The organism is Bradyrhizobium sp. BR14999 (assembly GCF_056106085.1).
Genome location: NZ_CM148536.1, coordinates 152,527 through 169,234, shown reverse-complemented (window position 1 = coordinate 169,234; position 16,708 = coordinate 152,527). Strand labels below are relative to the sequence as shown.

Annotated in this window: 18 protein-coding genes; 5 read left to right on the top strand and 13 right to left on the bottom strand. The window is 64.9% G+C overall.

Translation table 11 applies throughout. The features are described from left to right. Positions 1 to 3 precede the first annotated feature (3 nt). Positions 4 to 1,641 carry an ABC transporter ATP-binding protein gene (locus ACR9YP_RS00800; RefSeq protein WP_438104595.1) on the top strand — a complete coding sequence of 546 codons (1,638 nt, stop codon included), beginning with the start codon at positions 4 to 6 and terminating at the stop codon, positions 1,639 to 1,641. 6 nt (positions 1,642 to 1,647) lie between these two features. Here the strand turns inward: ACR9YP_RS00800 and ACR9YP_RS00795 are convergent, their stop codons facing one another. Continuing rightward, the gene (locus ACR9YP_RS00795; protein ID WP_438104597.1) at positions 1,648 to 2,490 is read right to left on the bottom strand and encodes a C40 family peptidase; all 843 of its coding nucleotides are present in this window, start codon (positions 2,488 to 2,490) and stop codon (positions 1,648 to 1,650) included. Beyond that, positions 2,483 to 3,856: a leucyl aminopeptidase family protein gene (locus tag ACR9YP_RS00790; protein ID WP_438104599.1), complete on the bottom strand. Its 1,374-nt coding sequence runs from the start codon at positions 3,854 to 3,856 to the stop codon at positions 2,483 to 2,485. The genes ACR9YP_RS00795 and ACR9YP_RS00790 overlap by 8 nt, the downstream gene beginning before the upstream one ends. 195 nt (positions 3,857 to 4,051) lie before the next feature. On the opposite strand from ACR9YP_RS00790, the gene ACR9YP_RS00785 reads away from it, so the two are divergent. Then, the gene (locus ACR9YP_RS00785; protein WP_438104600.1) at positions 4,052 to 4,255 is read left to right on the top strand and encodes a hypothetical protein; all 204 of its coding nucleotides are present in this window, start codon (positions 4,052 to 4,054) and stop codon (positions 4,253 to 4,255) included. Between the two features lie 245 nt (positions 4,256 to 4,500). Next, positions 4,501 to 5,313: a tetratricopeptide repeat protein gene (locus ACR9YP_RS00780; RefSeq protein WP_091881226.1), complete on the top strand. Its 813-nt coding sequence runs from the start codon at positions 4,501 to 4,503 to the stop codon at positions 5,311 to 5,313. A gap of 48 nt (positions 5,314 to 5,361) precedes the next feature. On the opposite strand, the gene ACR9YP_RS00775 is transcribed toward ACR9YP_RS00780, so the two are convergent. The 10 genes from ACR9YP_RS00775 to ACR9YP_RS00730 all read right to left on the bottom strand — a co-directional run bounded on the left by ACR9YP_RS00775 (position 5,362) and on the right by ACR9YP_RS00730 (position 14,287). After that, positions 5,362 to 6,336, bottom strand: a complete 975-nt coding sequence (locus tag ACR9YP_RS00775) for a type II secretion system F family protein (protein WP_091881228.1) — start codon at positions 6,334 to 6,336, stop codon at positions 5,362 to 5,364. Between the two features lie 9 nt (positions 6,337 to 6,345). Next, positions 6,346 to 7,323, bottom strand: a complete 978-nt coding sequence (locus ACR9YP_RS00770) for a type II secretion system F family protein (protein WP_370987974.1) — start codon at positions 7,321 to 7,323, stop codon at positions 6,346 to 6,348. Positions 7,324 to 7,336: 13 nt separating this feature from the next. Then, the gene (locus ACR9YP_RS00765; RefSeq protein WP_091881232.1) at positions 7,337 to 8,806 is read right to left on the bottom strand and encodes a TadA family conjugal transfer-associated ATPase; all 1,470 of its coding nucleotides are present in this window, start codon (positions 8,804 to 8,806) and stop codon (positions 7,337 to 7,339) included. Between the two features lie 21 nt (positions 8,807 to 8,827). Then, positions 8,828 to 10,096: a CpaE/TadZ family protein gene (locus tag ACR9YP_RS00760; RefSeq protein WP_091881234.1), complete on the bottom strand. Its 1,269-nt coding sequence runs from the start codon at positions 10,094 to 10,096 to the stop codon at positions 8,828 to 8,830. Beyond that, positions 10,093 to 10,827, bottom strand: coding sequence for a CpaD family pilus assembly protein (locus ACR9YP_RS00755; RefSeq protein WP_438104602.1), 735 nt, complete (start codon positions 10,825 to 10,827; stop codon positions 10,093 to 10,095). Before ACR9YP_RS00755 ends, ACR9YP_RS00760 begins: the two co-directional genes overlap by 4 nt. 20 nt (positions 10,828 to 10,847) lie before the next feature. Continuing rightward, on the bottom strand, positions 10,848 to 12,323 hold the full coding sequence (locus ACR9YP_RS00750) for a type II and III secretion system protein family protein (protein ID WP_438110520.1): 1,476 nt from the start codon (positions 12,321 to 12,323) through the stop codon (positions 10,848 to 10,850). Positions 12,324 to 12,334: 11 nt separating this feature from the next. After that, entirely contained in the window at positions 12,335 to 13,132 is a 798-nt protein-coding gene (gene cpaB / locus ACR9YP_RS00745) for a Flp pilus assembly protein CpaB (RefSeq protein WP_438104604.1), read from the bottom strand. 128 nt (positions 13,133 to 13,260) lie between these two features. Further along, entirely contained in the window at positions 13,261 to 13,785 is a 525-nt protein-coding gene (locus ACR9YP_RS00740; RefSeq protein ID WP_128940034.1) for an A24 family peptidase, read from the bottom strand. 119 nt (positions 13,786 to 13,904) lie between these two features. Beyond that, on the bottom strand, positions 13,905 to 14,045 hold the full coding sequence (locus tag ACR9YP_RS00735; RefSeq protein WP_164934713.1) for a hypothetical protein: 141 nt from the start codon (positions 14,043 to 14,045) through the stop codon (positions 13,905 to 13,907). A 77-nt stretch (positions 14,046 to 14,122) separates the two neighbouring features. After that, positions 14,123 to 14,287: a Flp family type IVb pilin gene (locus tag ACR9YP_RS00730; protein ID WP_014498224.1), complete on the bottom strand. Its 165-nt coding sequence runs from the start codon at positions 14,285 to 14,287 to the stop codon at positions 14,123 to 14,125. Between the two features lie 267 nt (positions 14,288 to 14,554). Here ACR9YP_RS00730 and ACR9YP_RS00725 point away from each other — a divergent pair, with 267 nt between their 5' ends. Further along, positions 14,555 to 15,382, top strand: coding sequence for a sterol desaturase family protein (locus ACR9YP_RS00725; protein WP_438104607.1), 828 nt, complete (start codon positions 14,555 to 14,557; stop codon positions 15,380 to 15,382). 258 nt (positions 15,383 to 15,640) lie between these two features. Further along, the gene (locus ACR9YP_RS00720; protein WP_128936635.1) at positions 15,641 to 16,138 is read left to right on the top strand and encodes a pilus assembly protein N-terminal domain-containing protein; all 498 of its coding nucleotides are present in this window, start codon (positions 15,641 to 15,643) and stop codon (positions 16,136 to 16,138) included. Positions 16,139 to 16,377: 239 nt separating this feature from the next. Here ACR9YP_RS00720 and ACR9YP_RS00715 read toward each other — a convergent pair whose 3' ends face one another. Continuing rightward, positions 16,378 to 16,590, bottom strand: a complete 213-nt coding sequence (locus tag ACR9YP_RS00715; protein WP_370987979.1) for a cold-shock protein — start codon at positions 16,588 to 16,590, stop codon at positions 16,378 to 16,380. Positions 16,591 to 16,708: the final 118 nt, after the last annotated feature.

Sequence of the window (16,708 nt, the reverse complement as noted above, 5' to 3'; positions counted from 1 at the left end):
CCTATGGACGCGATCAACCAGCCCCTGCTCAGCGTGCGCGATCTCTCGGTGGCCTTCCACCAGGGCGGCGCCACCACGCTCGCGGTCGACAAGATCTCGTTCCAGATCAAGCGCGGCGAATGCGTCGCGCTGGTCGGCGAATCCGGTTCCGGAAAATCGGTCAGCGCGCTCTCGATCCTGAAGCTGCTGCCCTATCCGAACGCCTCGCATCCCTCGGGCAGCATCCGCTTCAAGGGCCAGGAGCTGATCGATCAATCCGAGCAGCAGATGCGGGAGGTCCGCGGCAGCGACATTTCCATCATCTTCCAGGAGCCGATGACCTCGCTCAATCCGCTGCATACGATCGAGGCGCAGATCGGCGAGATTATCCAGCTGCACAACCCGACCAGCAATGCCGAGGCGCGCAGGCGGACGCTGGAGCTATTGACCCAGGTCGGCATTCCCGAGCCCGAGACGCGGCTGAAGAGCTATCCGCACCAGCTCTCTGGCGGCCAGCGCCAGCGCGTGATGATCGCAATGGCGCTCGCCAACGAGCCGGACCTCTTGATCGCGGACGAGCCGACCACGGCGCTCGACGTCACCGTGCAGGCGCAGATCCTGGCGCTGCTCGCCGAGATCCGTTCGCGGCTCGGCATGAGCCTGCTCTTCATCACCCATGACCTCGGCATCGTGCGCCGCATCGCCGACACTGTCTGCGTTATGAAGGGCGGCGTGATCGTCGAGCAGGGGCCGGTCGAGCAGGTCTTCAGGAGCCCGAAACATCCCTATACGCGCGACCTGCTCGCGGCGGAACCGAAGCCCGATCCGGCGCCGCCGCAGCCGGGTGCGCCGGTGGTGATGTCAGCCAATGAGCTGAAGGTGTGGTTTCCGATCAAGCGCGGCTTGATGCGCAAGACGGTGGGCCACATCAAAGCGGTCGACGGCGTCAGCGTCGCCGTGCGCAAGGGCGAGACCCTCGGCGTCGTCGGCGAATCCGGCTCGGGCAAGACCACGCTTGGACTCGCGCTGCTGCGGCTGATCTCCTCGAACGGACGCATCGTGTTCCTGGGCAAGGACATCCAGGGCCTGCGCTTCAAGGAGATGCGGCCCTTCCGACGCGACATGCAGATCGTGTTCCAGGATCCGTTCGGCTCGCTCTCACCGCGCATGTCGGTCGCCGACATCATCGCCGAAGGCCTCTCCGTGCATCAGCCGAATCTCTCGCGCGAGGAGCGCGAGGCGCGCGTCGTCAAGGCGCTCGAGGATGTCGGGCTGAAGCCGGATACCCGCCACCGCTATCCGCATGAATTCTCCGGCGGCCAGCGCCAGCGCATCAGCATCGCGCGAGCGGTCGTGCTGGAGCCGGATTTCGTCGTGCTGGACGAGCCGACCAGCGCGCTCGACATGCTGTTCCAGGCGCAGATGGTCGATCTGTTGCGCGAGCTCCAGCGCAAGCGCGACCTCACCTACATGTTCATCTCGCACGATCTGCGCGTCGTCGCCTCGCTCGCCAGCCATCTCATCGTGATGCGCGGCGGCAAGGTGGTCGAGGAGGGACAGGCGGCCGAGCTCTTCAAGAATCCGAAGACGGATTACACCCGCGCGCTGTTCGCCGCTGCGTTCCGGCTGGAGACGGCCGGGAATGGGGCGGTCGCGACCTAGCGTTCGTCAGAGCCGCTTGATCGCGGCGACCTCGCTGCCGGCTTGCCTGATCCGCGCGAGCGCCGGCTCGATCGGCTCGATCACGGTCGCCATGTGATGCGCATTGGCGTGAACCATGGAGCTGGCGTCGCGTACGATGGCGACATGGCCTTTCCAGAAGATCAGATCGCCGCGCAGCAAGCTGCCTCGCTCGTGCGGCTCCAGCGCGCGGCCGAGCCCCGCCTGCTGCATGTCGCTGTCGCGCGGGCAGCCGATGCCGGCAGCAGTCAACGAGACCTGCACCAGGCCCGAGCAATCGATGCCAAGACTGCTCTTGCCGCCCCAGAGATAGGGCGTGCCGGCGAAGCGTTCGGCGACAGCGACGAAATCGGGCTCGCGATGATCGAGCGGGGCGAGATGCGTTTTCGGTAAGAACGTTCCCTCGCGCGTCACCGCGAAGGCCCCATCCTCGCGCACGATCGTGAGCCTTGATCCCAGCACCAGCGTGTCCGCTGGCGGCAGTTTGATCGAGGGGCCGGGGAAGGCAAATGTTCGCAGCGCGCTGACCACGTGGGTCGGGGCGGCCGCGGGCTTCATGAGCGCTGCATCCGGCAGCCAGCCGACATAGCCGTCGCCATTGAGCTGGCCCCAGGTCCAGCCTTCGGCGTTGCGGTCGTAGATGGTGACGCGCTCGCCGCGCAGCGCCTCCGTCATCAGCATCGCGTTCGGGAATGGCTGCTGGCGCACCGGCGCGATCGCCTCGACCACCTCGAATTCCTCGCCGGTGACGAAGCGATCCGCCTCAACCTTGCCTTCGAGATATTTCGCGGCGATGTCGCCCCGCGCCGGCGTCAGCCGCGGGTCATGCATAGCGTTCGCTCAAGAGTGCGTAGATGGCGCGTGCGGCCTGGCACTCGCCGCCTTCGGGCCGCGCCGGCTTCGCCGACGGCGTCCAGCCGTAGATATCGACATGCAGCCAGCTCTCGGCGTGCTCGACGAAGCGTTGCAGGAACAGCGCGCAGGTGATCGAGCCGGCGAAGCCGCCGGACGGCGCGTTGGTGATGGTCGCCGTCTTGGAGTCCAGCCAGGCATCGTAAGGCGGCCACAGCGGCATGCGCCACAACGGATCGTTCTCCTTCACCGCGCAACGCGCGACGTCGGCAGCCAGCGTCTCATCATTGGTGTAAAAGGGCGGTAAATCCGGCCCCAGCGCAACGCGCGCCGCGCCGGTCAGCGTGCCCAGGTCGATCAGCAGCTCCGGTTTCTCCTCATCGGCCAGCGCCAGCGCGTCGGCAAGCACGAGCCGGCCTTCGGCGTCGGTATTGCCGATCTCGACCGTGATGCCCTTGCGCGAGGTGAAGATGTCGAGCGGGCGCAAGGCATTGCCGGCGACCGCGTTTTCCACGGCTGGAATCAGCACGCGCAGCCGCACCTTCAGCTTCGCATCCATCACCATGCGTGCGAGCGCCAGCACGTTGGCGGCGCCGCCCATGTCCTTCTTCATGATCAGCATGCCGCTCGACGGCTTCAGGTCGAGCCCGCCGGTGTCGAAGCAGACGCCCTTGCCGACCAGCGTCACCTTGGGATGAGCCGGATCGCCCCAGCCGATGTCGATCAGCCGTGGCGCACGGCTGGAGGCCATGCCGACGGCGTGGATCAGCGGAAAATTCGTCTTCAGATCCTCACCGATGATGCAGGCGAAGCTTGCGCCGAATTCGGCGGCGAGCGCTTGCGCGGCTGCGGCGAGCTGCTCCGGTCCCATGTCGTTGGCCGGTGTGTTGATGAGATCGCGCGCCAACATCGCCGCATCTGCCATGCGATCGATTTCGGTCGCCTCGACGCCATCCGGCGGCACCAGCCGGACGTCGGGCCTGTCAGCCTTGCGGTAACGGGCAAAGCGGTAGCTGCCGAGCGCGAAGGCGAGTGCCGCCAGCCGTGCATCGTGCGGCGCATTGGCAAAGCGATAGGCGCCCGGCGGCAGCAGGCCGGGCAGGGCGCCCGGCCGGAACAGGTCGCGCGATCTGGCGCCCTCGTCCTCGAGGCCGAACAGCACCTGTGCGATTGCGCCATCCGGCGCGGGCAGCGCGAGATAGCCGCCGGGCTTGGCGGCAAAGGCGCTTGCGGTGGCGAACTGGCGTTGCGCCGGCGGCAGCACCTCAGCGACCTGATCCCAGCTCGATTTGGTGACGAAGGTGATCGGGATGGCGGTGGGCGACGTCTCGAAGACAGAAGGCATTGGCGGGTCCGGATCGTCAGATCAAGCAGGTCGTAGGAACGAGACTTCGCAGAGTTTCGCCGCCGCCGCAATCGGCTTTGCTTTCACCGGTCAGCGAGCCGCTACTCGCAGTGCGGGGGCCATGCTAGGTTCCGAGGACGGCCGCCAGCTGTTGGAGTTCGCCGGCGGCCGACGAGCCTGCCGGGAGGAATTGCAATGGAATTCGTGTGGAACGTGGTCACATTCATCGGCCAGGTGATCGAGGCGATCTTCGGCTATGTCGAGCACCATCATTGGATCTTCGCGTTCCTCGCCGGCGGCTACGTCTTCTATCTCCACGACCGCTCCGTCCACGCGCGGTTCGATGCGCTGGACAAACGCATCGATGAAATCCGCAAGCGGCTTGCCATTGAATATTGACCGGGCGCGAAGACGCCATCGGAAGGAGTCGAAGTCCAGCTTCAGGCGCTACGGAGAGTGCAATTACTGCGGGACCTGAACGAACAGGCGAAGGTGCTCGGCCTCGATCTCGGGCCCGGCGGGAAGGTGCCGCCGCAGACGCCGCCGTGAGCGGTGCGACTTGCCCGGTGTTAACTGGCCGTTAGGGTTAACAGTCTATTGCTGGCGCGTTCGGCTCGATCAATCGGCTCGAGAGTCAAAGCGTCATGCGTCAACGGTTCAGTCTTGCCCGGCTTCTTGCGTCCACCTCGCTGATCGCGGCAGTGGCTACGGGCCTCGGCGGCTGCACGGGCATGTCGAAGCTCTCCGAGGTCACGGGCTCGGTCGGGCCGCGGGCGGAAGCCGCTCCCGCCGATCCCGCGCGCGCTGTCGAAGTCTATGGCGAGCGCTATCGTGCCAATCCCAAGGATGCCGGCGCCGCGCTCGCCTATGGCCAGGCCTTGCGCGCCAATGGCCAGCGTGCCCAAGCCGTCGCCGTGCTGGAGCAGGCGACCATCGCCAATCCCGGCAACAAGCCGCTGCTCGCCCAGTACGGCCGCGCGCTCGCCGACAACGGCAATTTCCAGCAGGCCTTCGACGTGTTGTCGAAGGCGCATTCGCCCGACAATCCGGACTGGCATCTGCTCTCGGTGCAGGGTACTGCGCTCGATCAGATGGGCCGGCACGAGGAGGCGCGCTCCTATTATGCGAGCGCCCTGAAGATCGCGCCGGGTGATCCCGGTGTCCTCTCCAATCTCGGCCTGTCCTACATGTTGACGAGGAACCTGCCCAAGGCCGAAGAGGCGCTGCGACAGGCTTACGCTTCGCCGCGCGCGAGCGCCCGGGTGCGGCAGAATCTCGCTCTGGTCGTCGGCCTCCAAGGGCGCTTCGCCGAGGCCGAGACCATCGTCAAGGCGGACCTACCGCCGGACCAGGCCGCAGCCAATGTCGCCTATCTCAAGGAAATGCTGAACCGCAACGACGCCCCGCGCGGCGCACCGAAGCGGACCCCGGTCGCTTCGCTCAGCCAGCCCGACTGATCGGCTTGAACTTGACGTCGCCGGCGGACGGCGCGCCGCTCCCTCGCGTCAGTGCAGCTCGGTGATCTTGATGCCCGTCGGTCCGAGAATGACGACGAACAGCACCGGCAGGAAGAACAGGATCATCGGCACCGTCAATTTCGGCGGTAGCGCAGCGGCCTTCTTCTCGGCCTCATTCATGCGCATGTCGCGGTTTTCCTGTGCCATGACCCGCAGGGAATGCCCGAGCGGTGTACCGTAACGCTCCGCCTGCTGAAGCGCGAGACAGACCGACTTGACGCCTTCGAGCCCGGTGCGCCGCGCCAGGTTCTCATAGGCCATCTTCCGGTCCTGCAAGTAGGACAGCTCGGCCGTGGTCAGTGCGAACTCCTCCGACAGCGCAATCGACTGGCCGACGATCTCGGTGGAGACCTTCCGGAACGCCATTTCGACCGACATGCCGGATTCGATGCAGATCAGCAGCAGGTCGAGCGCGTCGGGGAAGGCGCGCTTGATCGAGAGCTGGCGCTTGGAGATCGCGTTCTTGAGGAACAGCATAGGTGCCTGCAGGCCGAGATAGGCCGCGCCGACGCAGATGCCGATCTTGATCGGCATCGCCTGCTTCATGTGCGCGATCAAGAAGACGTAGACGGCGGCACCGACGAAGAGCCCGATCGGAGCGACCATGCGGGCAAACAGGAAGGTGATGTAGGGCGCCTGGCCGCGGTAGCCCGCCATGATGAGCTTGTCGCGGGCGGCTTCCTGCGCCAGCCATTTGGTGAGGTTGAAGTCCTCGACCACCTTGGAGACGAGCTGCTTCGGCGTCTGGCGCAGCGAGACCTTCTCGTTCTTGTTGAGGCGCTCGCGCTCGCGCTGCCGGAGGCGTTCACGCTCGCTCGCCACCGCCTTCATGCGCTTGGAGAGTCCCTCGCCGGCAAACAGCGGCATCACCAGCGTATAGACGGTGGCGCTGGCGGCAATGGCCGCCAGCAGCATGGTCATGAAGCGGACGTCATGTAGCTTCGAAACGAGAAACTCGACCATACGGCACCGTCAGAAATCGAAGTTGATCATCTTCTTCATCACCATGATGCCGATCGACATCCAGACGACGCAGCCGACCAGCATCAGCTGGCCGGTCGGGTGGGTCCAAAGCAGCGAGATGTAGTGCGGCGTTGTGAGATAGACGAGGAACATCACGATCGGCGGCAGCGAGCCGATGATGCCGGCCGAGGCCTTGGCCTCCATCGACATCGCCTGAATCTTCTCCTTCATCTTCTTGCGGTCGCGCAGCACCTTGGAAAGGTTGCCGAGCGCTTCGGATAGGTTGCCGCCCGACTTCTGCTGGATCGAGATTACGATGCCGAAGAAATTCGCCTCTGGGAGCGGCATGCGGTCATACAGCCGCGAGCAGGCCTCGCCGAGCGGCATGCCGATCGCCTGCGTTTCGATGATCTGGAGGAATTCGCTGCGCAGCGGCTCCGGTGAATCGGCGGCGACAACCTTGATCGACTCGAACAGCGGCAGGCCGGCCTTGATTCCGCGGACGATCACGTCGACCGCATCGGGCAGTGCCGCCAGGAACTTGGTCTCGCGACGCTTCTTGAGGAAGCCCAGCGCCCAGCGCGGCAGGCCGAAGCCGCCGGCAAAGCCGAGGCCGGCGGCGCCGAGCAGGCCGCCTCCGACGAACAGAGCAGCCGCGAACAGCACGCCCGCCACGACGGCGGACACGACCCAGAATTTCTGCGGGGTCCAGTCGAGCCCCGCCTGCGAGAGGCGGACGCTGAGCGGGACTCTCTTCTCCTGCTGGCGCCGCGCCTCGAGATCCTTGAGCGAAGTCTCGACCTGCTCACGGCGCGATCGTTGACTCTTCTCGGTCTGCTTGGCTGCGGGCGTGTCGGCACGCGCGATCGAAGCGCGGCGGTTTTCGGCCTTTCGCTCCCCCGACAGGAGTGGATAGAGGAAGACCCAGGCGATGCCGCCGACGGCGGCCGTGGCGAGAAAGGCGAGGGCGAGGACCTGCATCTTCATGACGCTGACCTGCTCATGTTGTCGGCGCCAATTCCGCGGCGTCGAGCGCGGCGGCAAGGCGCTTCTCTTCGCCGTAATAGCGGGCGCGTTCCCAGAATTTCGGGCGGCCGATGCCGGTCGAGCGGTGCCGGCCGATGATCTTGCCGTTGGCGTCTTCGCCGATCAGATCGTAGAGGAAGATGTCCTGGGTGATGATGGTGTCGCCTTCCATGCCCATCACTTCGGTGATGTGGGTGATGCGGCGCGAGCCGTCGCGCAAGCGCGCCGCCTGGACGATGACGTCGATGGATGCGCAGATCATCTCGCGAATGGTGCGCGAGGGCAGAGAGAACCCGCCCATGGTGATCATGGATTCGCAGCGCGACAGCGCCTCGCGCGGATTGTTGGCATGCAGCGTTCCCATCGAGCCGTCATGGCCGGTGTTCATGGCCTGAAGCAGGTCGAATGCCTCGGGTCCGCGGACTTCGCCGACGATGATGCGTTCGGGGCGCATACGGAGGCAGTTGCGCACCAGCTCGCGCATGGTGACCTGGCCTTCGCCTTCGATGTTGGGCGGGCGGGTTTCGAGCCGGACCACATGAGGCTGCTGGAGCTGGAGCTCGGCCGCGTCCTCGCAGGTGATGACGCGTTCGTCGTGCTCGATGTAGTTGGTCAGACAGTTGAGCAGCGTCGTCTTGCCCGAGCCGGTGCCGCCGGAGATCAGCACGTTGCAGCGGACCCGGCCGATGATCTGGAGGATCTCGGCGCCTTCCGGCGAGATCGCGCCGAACTTGACGAGCTGATCGAGCGTCAGCTTGTCCTTTTTGAATTTGCGGATGGTGAGGGCGGGGCCATCGATCGCGAGCGGCGGCACGATGGCATTGACGCGGGAGCCGTCGGCGAGGCGCGCGTCGCAGATCGGCGAGGATTCGTCGACGCGCCGGCCGACCTGGCTGACGATGCGCTGACAGATATTGAGGAGCTGCTGGTTGTCGCGAAAGCGGATTCCGGTGCGCTGGATCTTGCCCCCGACCTCGATGAAGACGGTGCCGGCGCCGTTCACCATGATGTCGGCAATGTCGTCGCGCGCGAGCAGGGGTTCCAGCGGGCCATAGCCGAGCACGTCGTTGCAGATATCGTCGAGCAGTTCCTCCTGCTCGGCGATCGACATCACGATGTTCTTGATCGCGATGATCTCGTTGACGATGTCGCGAATTTCCTCGCGGGCGGACTCGGAATCGAGCTTGGCGAGCTGGGCGAGGTCGATGGCCTCGATCAGCGCACCGAAGATGGTCGCCTTGACCTCGTAATAATTGTCCGAGCGCCGGCTCTCCATGGCGGGAGGCGGCGGCGCCTTGGCAGGGGCAAGCGATGGCGAGGCGACGGCCGGCGGGAGCGGGGCGCGCGACACCGTCGCCGCCGGAGCCTGGGAGGGCTCGGGCAACACGGCGCCGGGCTTGGGAGCCCGAAAGTCGGTGTCTGTTCCGCTACGCTTACCGAACACTTAACAACTCCATGCGGCGGCTTATTTTCCCCGCAACTTCTCAATCAGGGGTGAAAACAAGGACGATTTTTGTTTCTTCGTCTCGCTGCGGCCGGTCAGGCGCTGGGCGATCTGAAGGAACATCTCGATCGACTTGTGATTGGCCGAGATCTCCGCGATCATCTGGCCGTTGTTGGCCGCCGAGCCGAAGATCTGCGGCTCGAACGGGATCGACGCGACCGGCTGGCTCTCGATCGCCTTGGCGAATTCCGTGGCGGCGATTTCGGGCCGTTTCGGGACACCGACCTGGTTCAGGCAGTAGAGCGGCGGCCGGTCGTTGGGGCGCGAGGCCTTCAACAGATCGAACAGGTTCTTGGTATTGCGCAAATTGGCGAGATCGGGCGCGGCCACGATCAGGATGTCGTCGGCTCCGATCAAGGCGCGCTTGGTCCAGCCCGACCATTGGTGCGGGATGTCGAGCACGATGCAGGGCATGGTGGAACGCAGCGTGTCGAACACGGCATCGAAGGCGTCGGAGCCGAAGTCATAGACCCGGTCGAGCGTCGCGGGCGCTGCCAGCAGGCTGAGATGATCGGTGCATTTCGACAGCAGGCGGTCGATGAAGGCCGTGTCGACCCGATCGGGAGAGAACACGGCGTCGGCAATGCCCTGTGGCGGGTCCTGGTTGTAGTCCAGCCCGGCGGTGCCGAAGGCGAGGTCGAGATCCGCGACGACCGCATCCATCGCAAGATCGCGGGCGATCGCCCAGGCGACGTTGTGGGAGATGGTGGAAGCACCGACGCCGCCCTTGGCGCCGACCACGGCGATGATGCGGCCGACCGCCTTGGCTTCCGGTGCCGAGAAAAGGTTGCAGATCGAGCGCACGACGTCGATCGCGCCGACCGGCGCGAGCACGTAGTCGCTGACACCGCGGCGCACCAGCTCGCGGTAGAGCATGACGTCGTTGATGCGGCCGATCACGACCACGCGGGTGCCGGCGTCGCAGACGGTGGCGAGCTGATCGAGCCCGCCCAGGAGGTCGCTGCGACCGTCGCTTTCGAGCACGATCACGTTCGGTGTCGGGGCCGAGCGATAGGCTTCGATCGCCGCCGCCATGCCGCCCATCTGGATCTTCAGATGGGCCTTGCCGAGACGGCGATCCTCGCCGGCCGACTGCACCGCGGCAGCGGTCTCCACGGTCTCGCAGAACGCCTGCACCGAGACACGCGGCGAGGGCGCAATATGCTCCTCGACCGGCGGGGGCGGGGTTTCCGGCTGCTCTTCTTGAGGCTGGCGAGCGTAGCTGATCATTTGCCGGTGTCGCTGAGTTTGGCCTTGTCGGCTTCGGGATGGAGGGTCGCCGTCGTCGTTCCCTTGCGATACTTCTCGAAGGCCGTGGTGCGACGCGCTATATAAGTCGGTGTTTCAGCCCTCGGTTGCTCGAGGTCCGACGGATTGTCGACCATCGCCGCGAGGTTGCGCTGATAGGCGCAGCCGTAATTGTAATAGTCCTTGTTCTCGAACCAGCTCTTGTTCTTGATCGAGGGGCCGATGTCGTCCGGCCACAGGCCGCAGGGACCCGCGACCGCGGCGATCTTGGAGTAAGTGAGTCGGATCGGCGGCAGGAAGCGCTTGTCTTCCGGCTGGTAGGGGTGAACGTTGATGCCGCGCGGCGGAACGCCTGCCGCCGCCAGCATCGCCTGGATCTCACGCATGGTGTCCGCGACCGGACGCGCGTTGGGCGTGCCGGAGGGCATGTCGATGCGGATGGCGCCGGTGCCCTCGTGCAGCCAGGCCGAGGCGACGCCCATCACGTCGGCGCGCTGGGCGGCGGTCAAGCCGCCGCGGGCGTGGCCGACGAAGACGACGATCGAGCGGTTCTGCTCTTCGATCGCGATCGGATGGCGCTGCTTGTAATCGTCGGGAATGGAGGCGGTGACCGCTTCGTCGTGCTGGCAGCCGCCGAGCGCGAGCGCCATGCCGACGAGCGCGCCACCGAGGCGGATGGCGCGTTTGCGAAGCTGGGGTGGTCTTGTGATCATCGTGAAGTCCCCGTTCCGCTTCAGTCGGTGATGAAGCCGTAGGTGCCGCGGTAATTCCTGGCCGGTTCGGTCCGGCCGGGCACGCCGTAGATGCGGTTGATGTTGCCGAGTAACTCGGCCTGCGGATCGGCGGGGGCGGCGAAGCCGTCATCCGGCCGCGACAGGTCCTTTTGCGCGACCGCGCGAACGACATAGGGCGTCACGATCACGACCAGTTCGGTTGCGTTGTTGACGAAGTCGCGGCTGCGGAACAGCGTGCCGAGGACCGGGAGCTGCATCAGCCCCGGCAGTCCGCTGACCGCCTGCTTGGTCTGCTGCTGGATCAGGCCGGCCATCGCCATCGCGCCGCCCGAGGGAATTTCCAGCGAGGTCTCGGCGCGGCGGGTCCTGATCGAGGGCACCGTCAGCGAGTTCACCGACGTCGAGCTCACGGCCTGGGATAGTGTGATCGCATTTTCGTTCGACAGTTCCGAGACCTCGGTCATCACGCGCAGGCTGATCTTGCCCTCGCTCAGAACCACGGGGGTGAAGTTGAGCGAGATGCCGAACTTCTTGAAGCTGATCTGGGTGGTACAGACATGCGTGACGGGATCGCAGGCGTAGCCTGCCGGCACCGGGAATTCACCGCCGGCAATGAAGGTCGCCGACTCGCCGGAGATCGCGGTCAGGTTCGGCTCGGCCAGCGTACGGATCACGCCCGCGGTCTCCATCGCGCGCAGGGTGGCCTGCACGGTCGGCGTCGCGCCGAACTTCGTGGTCAGGTTGTTGCCGTCCACGAGGTTCTTGCCGAGAGCCGTGAACGGATTCGAGTTGGTGAAGCTCACCACCGAGGTGCCGTAGTTCAGGTTCGCGGAGAGGTCGATGCCGAGCTGCTTGACGATGTTGCGCTGGACTTCCGCCACCGTCACCTTCAGCATGACCTGGTCGCGGCCGCGGACCACGATCGAGTTCACCACCTTGTCAGCGCTGCCGGCGAGCCGTGCGGCGAGATCGTTGGCCTGCTGCGCTTCCAACGGGTTCGCCGCCGTGCCGGTCAGGACGATGCCATCGCCGAGGCCGTCGATCTGGATGTCGGAATTGGGCAGGATCTGCTTCAGCGCGGCCCGCACGCCGTTGAGGTCGCGCTTGACCGCGATGTCATAGGCCGCAATCTGCTGGCCGGCAGAATCGAAGAACACGATGTTGGTCTGACCGACGGTGGCGCCGATGATGTAGGCGCGCTGCGCCGAGCGGACCACGGCATTGGCGATCTTGGGGTCAGCGACCAGCACGTCCTTGATGTCGCGCGGCAGGTCGATCACGACAGACTTGCCGATGCCGAGCGAGAGGAAACGCGCGTTCATCTGGCCGTCGGCCGCGACCGGCGCCACGGGACGGTAGTCGGCGGCGACCACCGGGCTGAGGGCCGGGTTGAGCGTCAGCGCGAGGGCGGCCGAAAACGACAGGGCGCGAACCAGTGAGGTTCGCATCGTCGCCAGATTTGCCCTGCATTTCATATCGACTGCCTTCATCTTGCTTTCGCCGTCTGACTTGGAATGCCGTAGCGAATGATCGAAACGCCGTCGCGCTTCTGTGCGGATTCGTCGAGCGTGATCTCGCTCATCTTGACGTCGGCTATGCTGCGCAACGCCAGCGACAGCGTTCCGGCCTGGCGGGCCGACGAAAGCGCCTGGGTCTGCGCGGGATTGAGCTCCAAGGTCACGGTCTTGCCGACCACCGTGTTCTGGCCGTCCTTCTCCTTCGGCGCCTGGTCGATGGCCAGGACGCGGATGTTGGTCAGGATGATCTCGGAGGTGACGATGTCCGGAGCACCGTTGCTCTGGTCCGGATTCTTGAGGCGGCGCGTGAGGATCACATCGACGCGGTCGTTGGGCAGGATGAAGCCGCCTGCGCCGGTCTCCGGCGAGATCTCGGTCGAGATCGCCCGCATGCCGCTCGGCAGGATGGCCGCCATGAAGCCGGAGCCCTCGGCCTTGACCAGCTTCTGGTCGCGGATCGGCTCACCCTGGATGAAGGGAGCGCGCGCGATCGAGCCGGTCACCTGGGTCACGCCCTCGGGACGCTCGTTGCGGCGGATGAAAGTGGCGCTGGCGGTCGCGGTCGGCCAGGTCTGCCATTGCACGTCTTCCGGCTTCACGGTCTGGCCGAGACCGATGTCGTTCTTGGCGACCAGGACGTCGACGGTCGGAAGCTGTGCGACCGGAGCCGGAGGCGGCGCAGAATTGTCCGTGCCGCTCGCCAGGTACGCGGCGACGCCGCCGGCGCAGATGGCGACGGTCAGGACGACAATGCGTGCCCTATTCATACGCTTCACTTTCCAACAAAACGCCGCGACGCTGCCGCCGCCGTGATCGGCAGTTGACCAGCTATTCGTCAAAGCATGGTTAATGAGGCGTATCTAAATCGCCTTAACGCCGGGTTTACCCGGTGCGTTCAGCGCAGCGCGAGGTGAGCGAGATCGATCGCCTTCACCCATTCGGTCTCCGGGTAAACCATCAGCGCGCTCAGTGCGAGCGCGATGCCGTAGGGAATGCCGCTCTCCTTGGCGTGCAGCCGTGCGAGCCAGGCTTGGCCCGCCAGTCCGTAGGGTAGCGGCCATTGCCGGAACTGAAGCAGGAGCAGCGTCAGCGCCCCGCCGAACAGCGAGGCGTAGAGCAGAAAGTTCATCAGATGCGCAAAGCCGAACCAGAGTGCGACGGAGGCCGCGACCTTGGCATCGCCGCCGCCGACCCAGCCCATCGCAAAGCAGGTGAAGGCCACGACGAGCAGAAGTGCGCCGGCACCGACATGGCTCAGCATCTCATAAGGTGCCATGCCACCGGCGAGAGCGAGGGCGAAGAAGCCGGCGACCAATGCCAGCGACACGCGGTTCGAGATCGTCATCGTGAAGAGGTCGCTCGCGGCGGCGAATGCCATGAGAGCCGGGAAGAGCAGAAGGCGCGCAAGGTCGAGGATCATGGGCTGCGTCTTGAGGCCTGGTTGTGTCGCCGAAGCTGGCGGCGCGGATGCTAGCCGGCAGTGCTAAACAAACCGACAACGGCAGCCGGGTGGCGAGGCTGGCTCCGCCGCGAGCGTGCTCACCAGAGGCTGGCAATGCGCACGGCGAGCGCGACCGTCGCAAGCAGCAGCGCAAGGCAGACCCAATAGGCCGGCGAGCCGGTCTGCGCCGCCTCCGCCTCGTTCGCCGCGACCGCGGCATCGGTTCTGTACTCGCGCAACGCCACTGGAACTCGCCGTCTTCAGAAAAACAAAGGCCCCGGAGATCCGGGGCTTTTGCGAATTGCTCGTCGGGTACTTACTTCAGCGACGAGCTGATCGAGCCGAACTTGGTGTTCAGCGAGCTGCCGAGATTGTTGACGACCGTGATGATGGCCAGCGCGATGCCGGCGGCGATCAGACCGTATTCGATGGCGGTGGCGCCGGATTCGTCCTTCGCGAAACGCGCAATCAGGTTCTTCATGAACAAAACTCCTTCTGGGTGGGATCGCCTCGTTCGGCGCCGTCTTTGACGCGACGAAGATGAGAGCCGAGCTCTTTCGGTAGCGTTAATTCAATCGCGCAAATCCGCTTGTCGCGCGATGCTTTTGGCCAGAGTGAATTTCGTCTTAAGGCGGGCGTTGAATTAGGCCCGGTTTCGAATGCAGCGCACGCGCCGGCCGGCTTCACCCTCCCTTAAATCTAGCGGAGTAGGCCTAGGCGGGACCAGCAATTCGGAAGTGAGGCGACGATGTCGAGCCTGCCCATGCAAGTCGCCCTGATGCTCGGCGAGACCATCGCGAAGGTGCTCCCCGTCACCCTGGTGCTCGCGGCAGTCTTCACCGTGCTCGAGCATTTCTGGGCCTGCAATCCCGGCGCGCCGTGGTGGCGCAAGCGGGAGATCATCACCGACATCTGCTACTGGTTCTTCGTTCCGGTGTTCGCCCGTACCATGCGGATCGGATTGCTGATCGTCGGCGCCGGCGTCGTCTTCAACATCCATGATGCCGACGAACTCATCGCCTTCTACGACAATGGCCATGGCCCGCTGTCACAGCTGCCGCTGTGGGTGCAGGCCGTGCTGTTCCTGGTGCTGTCCGATTTCATGCTGTACTGGCTGCACCGGCTTTTCCACGACGGCGGGTTCTGGAAGTACCATGCAATCCATCATTCCTCGGAGGAGATCGGCTGGATTTCTGCGGCGCGCTTCCATCCCGTCAATCTCATGCTCGGGACGATCAGCGTCGACGTCGTGCTGCTGATGGGCGGTATCTCCCCGAACGTCATGATCTGGGTCGGCCCGTTCACCACCTTCCATTCTGCCTTCGTGCACGCCAACTTGAACTGGACCTTCGGACCGTTCAGATACGTGCTGGCGACGCCGGTGTTCCACCGCTGGCACCACACTTCGCTCGCAGAGGGCGGCGACACCAATTTTGCCGGGACATTCCCGATCTGGGACGTGCTGTTCGGCACCTTCCGTATGCCGGAGGGCAGGCTGCCGCAGGATTACGGCAAGGACGAAGCGACCATACCGAAGGAAATCGGCGGCCAGCTCGCCTATCCGTTCCGCCGCTAGGCATGATCCGGAAAAGCGTGCAGCGGTTTTCCGAAAAGATCATGCTCAAACAATAACCTAAAGCGCGATGACGATTCGTCTCATCGAGCTTTAGGGCGGCGTCAACGCCTCCGAGAGCCACAAAGCGCCGGTCCCTTCAAACAATAGTCGGCGAGTTTGCGGAACGTTCACGAATTAAGGGCAGGTTAGCCGGGTCGGGCACCGGCTCCGCTGTATCTGATCGTTTCTGCCGGTTTGTGACGTCCCGGGGGTAAGTGTATGCGTAAAGAGTTGCTGCGCCGTCAGGCGCGCGTCTGCCTTCTGGTCGCGGCTGCGATGCTGGCATCGCCTGGTGCCGGCCTTGCCGAGCCCACCGCCGACACCATTGCCGTCAATGTCGACCAGGCCAAGCTGGTCCGGCTCCCCGGCAAGGTCGCGACCATCGTGGTCGGCAATCCCCTGATCGCCGACGTCACGCTGCAGCCCGGCGGCATGATCGTCGTGACCGGGAAGGGTTATGGTGCCACCAATTTCATCGCGCTCGACCGGGGCGGCGAGATCCTGGTCGACCGCCAGATCCAGGTCGAAGGTCCGAGCGACCGGCTCGTCACCGTCTATCGCGGGATCGAGCGCGAGTCCTACAGCTGCATGCCGCTTTGCCAGCGTCGCTTGACGCTCGGCGACAGCGACGCCTACTTCAACCACACGATGACCCAGGCAGGTTCGCTGAGCAACAATGCCAGCGGGGCTGCTGGCGGGGCCGCCAAGACCAACTAGCAGGACCGATTGGCGCTTTGCCCGGGAGGATCTCGGTCCACCCGGAAAGCTCGCGCGAGCAAGAATACTTCTCTGTGCCGCGGGTCGTCCGTGGTTAACGCACCTCTACGGCCTGCACGACGCTACTGAGCGCAGCCACTTCCTTCCGACATGAAAAAGGCCGTGCGTTGCGCACGGCCTTATTCCTTGGCTCGCCTGAGCCGGCCCGAGTCAATATCCGGGCGAGAGGCCCGGCAGGCTCAGCCCGCGGCGCGGAGGTTGTCCGCTGCCGACTTGCCGGAGCGGCGGTCGGCCACGATCTCATAGGAGACCTTCTGACCTTCGTGCAGCGAGCCGAGGCCCGCGCGCTCGACGGCGCTGATGTGAACGAACACGTCCTTGCCGCCATCGTCGGGCTGGATGAAGCCAAAGCCCTTGGTCGCGTTAAACCACTTCACGGTTCCCATGCTCACTGGGGTAGTCCCTTCTAGATAACACAATGTAAGAGCCCGCTCGCGCAGGCAGGTTAGATCGAATTTTGGAAGGGTCGTCAGCGTGTCTGAACCGGCTGTACCGGTGGATGCTAATGTC

What these genes read in the sequence shown, in the direction of transcription:
- ACR9YP_RS00800 (WP_438104595.1), top strand. Translation starts at nt 4, where the DNA reads ATGGACGCGATCAACCAGCCCCTGCTCAGCGTGCGCGATCTCTCGGTG.
- ACR9YP_RS00795 (WP_438104597.1), bottom strand. Translation starts at nt 2,490, where the DNA reads ATGCATGACCCGCGGCTGACGCCGGCGCGGGGCGACATCGCCGCGAAA.
- ACR9YP_RS00790 (WP_438104599.1), bottom strand. Translation starts at nt 3,856, where the DNA reads ATGCCTTCTGTCTTCGAGACGTCGCCCACCGCCATCCCGATCACCTTC.
- ACR9YP_RS00785 (WP_438104600.1), top strand. Translation starts at nt 4,052, where the DNA reads ATGGAATTCGTGTGGAACGTGGTCACATTCATCGGCCAGGTGATCGAG.
- ACR9YP_RS00780 (WP_091881226.1), top strand. Translation starts at nt 4,501, where the DNA reads ATGCGTCAACGGTTCAGTCTTGCCCGGCTTCTTGCGTCCACCTCGCTG.
- ACR9YP_RS00775 (WP_091881228.1), bottom strand. Translation starts at nt 6,336, where the DNA reads ATGGTCGAGTTTCTCGTTTCGAAGCTACATGACGTCCGCTTCATGACC.
- ACR9YP_RS00770 (WP_370987974.1), bottom strand. Translation starts at nt 7,323, where the DNA reads ATGAAGATGCAGGTCCTCGCCCTCGCCTTTCTCGCCACGGCCGCCGTC.
- ACR9YP_RS00760 (WP_091881234.1), bottom strand. Translation starts at nt 10,096, where the DNA reads ATGATCAGCTACGCTCGCCAGCCTCAAGAAGAGCAGCCGGAAACCCCG.
- ACR9YP_RS00755 (WP_438104602.1), bottom strand. Translation starts at nt 10,827, where the DNA reads ATGATCACAAGACCACCCCAGCTTCGCAAACGCGCCATCCGCCTCGGT.
- ACR9YP_RS00750 (WP_438110520.1), bottom strand. Translation starts at nt 12,323, where the DNA reads ATGAAATGCAGGGCAAATCTGGCGACGATGCGAACCTCACTGGTTCGC.
- cpaB (WP_438104604.1), bottom strand. Translation starts at nt 13,132, where the DNA reads ATGAATAGGGCACGCATTGTCGTCCTGACCGTCGCCATCTGCGCCGGC.
- ACR9YP_RS00740 (WP_128940034.1), bottom strand. Translation starts at nt 13,785, where the DNA reads ATGATCCTCGACCTTGCGCGCCTTCTGCTCTTCCCGGCTCTCATGGCA.
- ACR9YP_RS00730 (WP_014498224.1), bottom strand. Translation starts at nt 14,287, where the DNA reads ATGAAGAACCTGATTGCGCGTTTCGCGAAGGACGAATCCGGCGCCACC.
- ACR9YP_RS00725 (WP_438104607.1), top strand. Translation starts at nt 14,555, where the DNA reads ATGTCGAGCCTGCCCATGCAAGTCGCCCTGATGCTCGGCGAGACCATC.
- ACR9YP_RS00720 (WP_128936635.1), top strand. Translation starts at nt 15,641, where the DNA reads ATGCGTAAAGAGTTGCTGCGCCGTCAGGCGCGCGTCTGCCTTCTGGTC.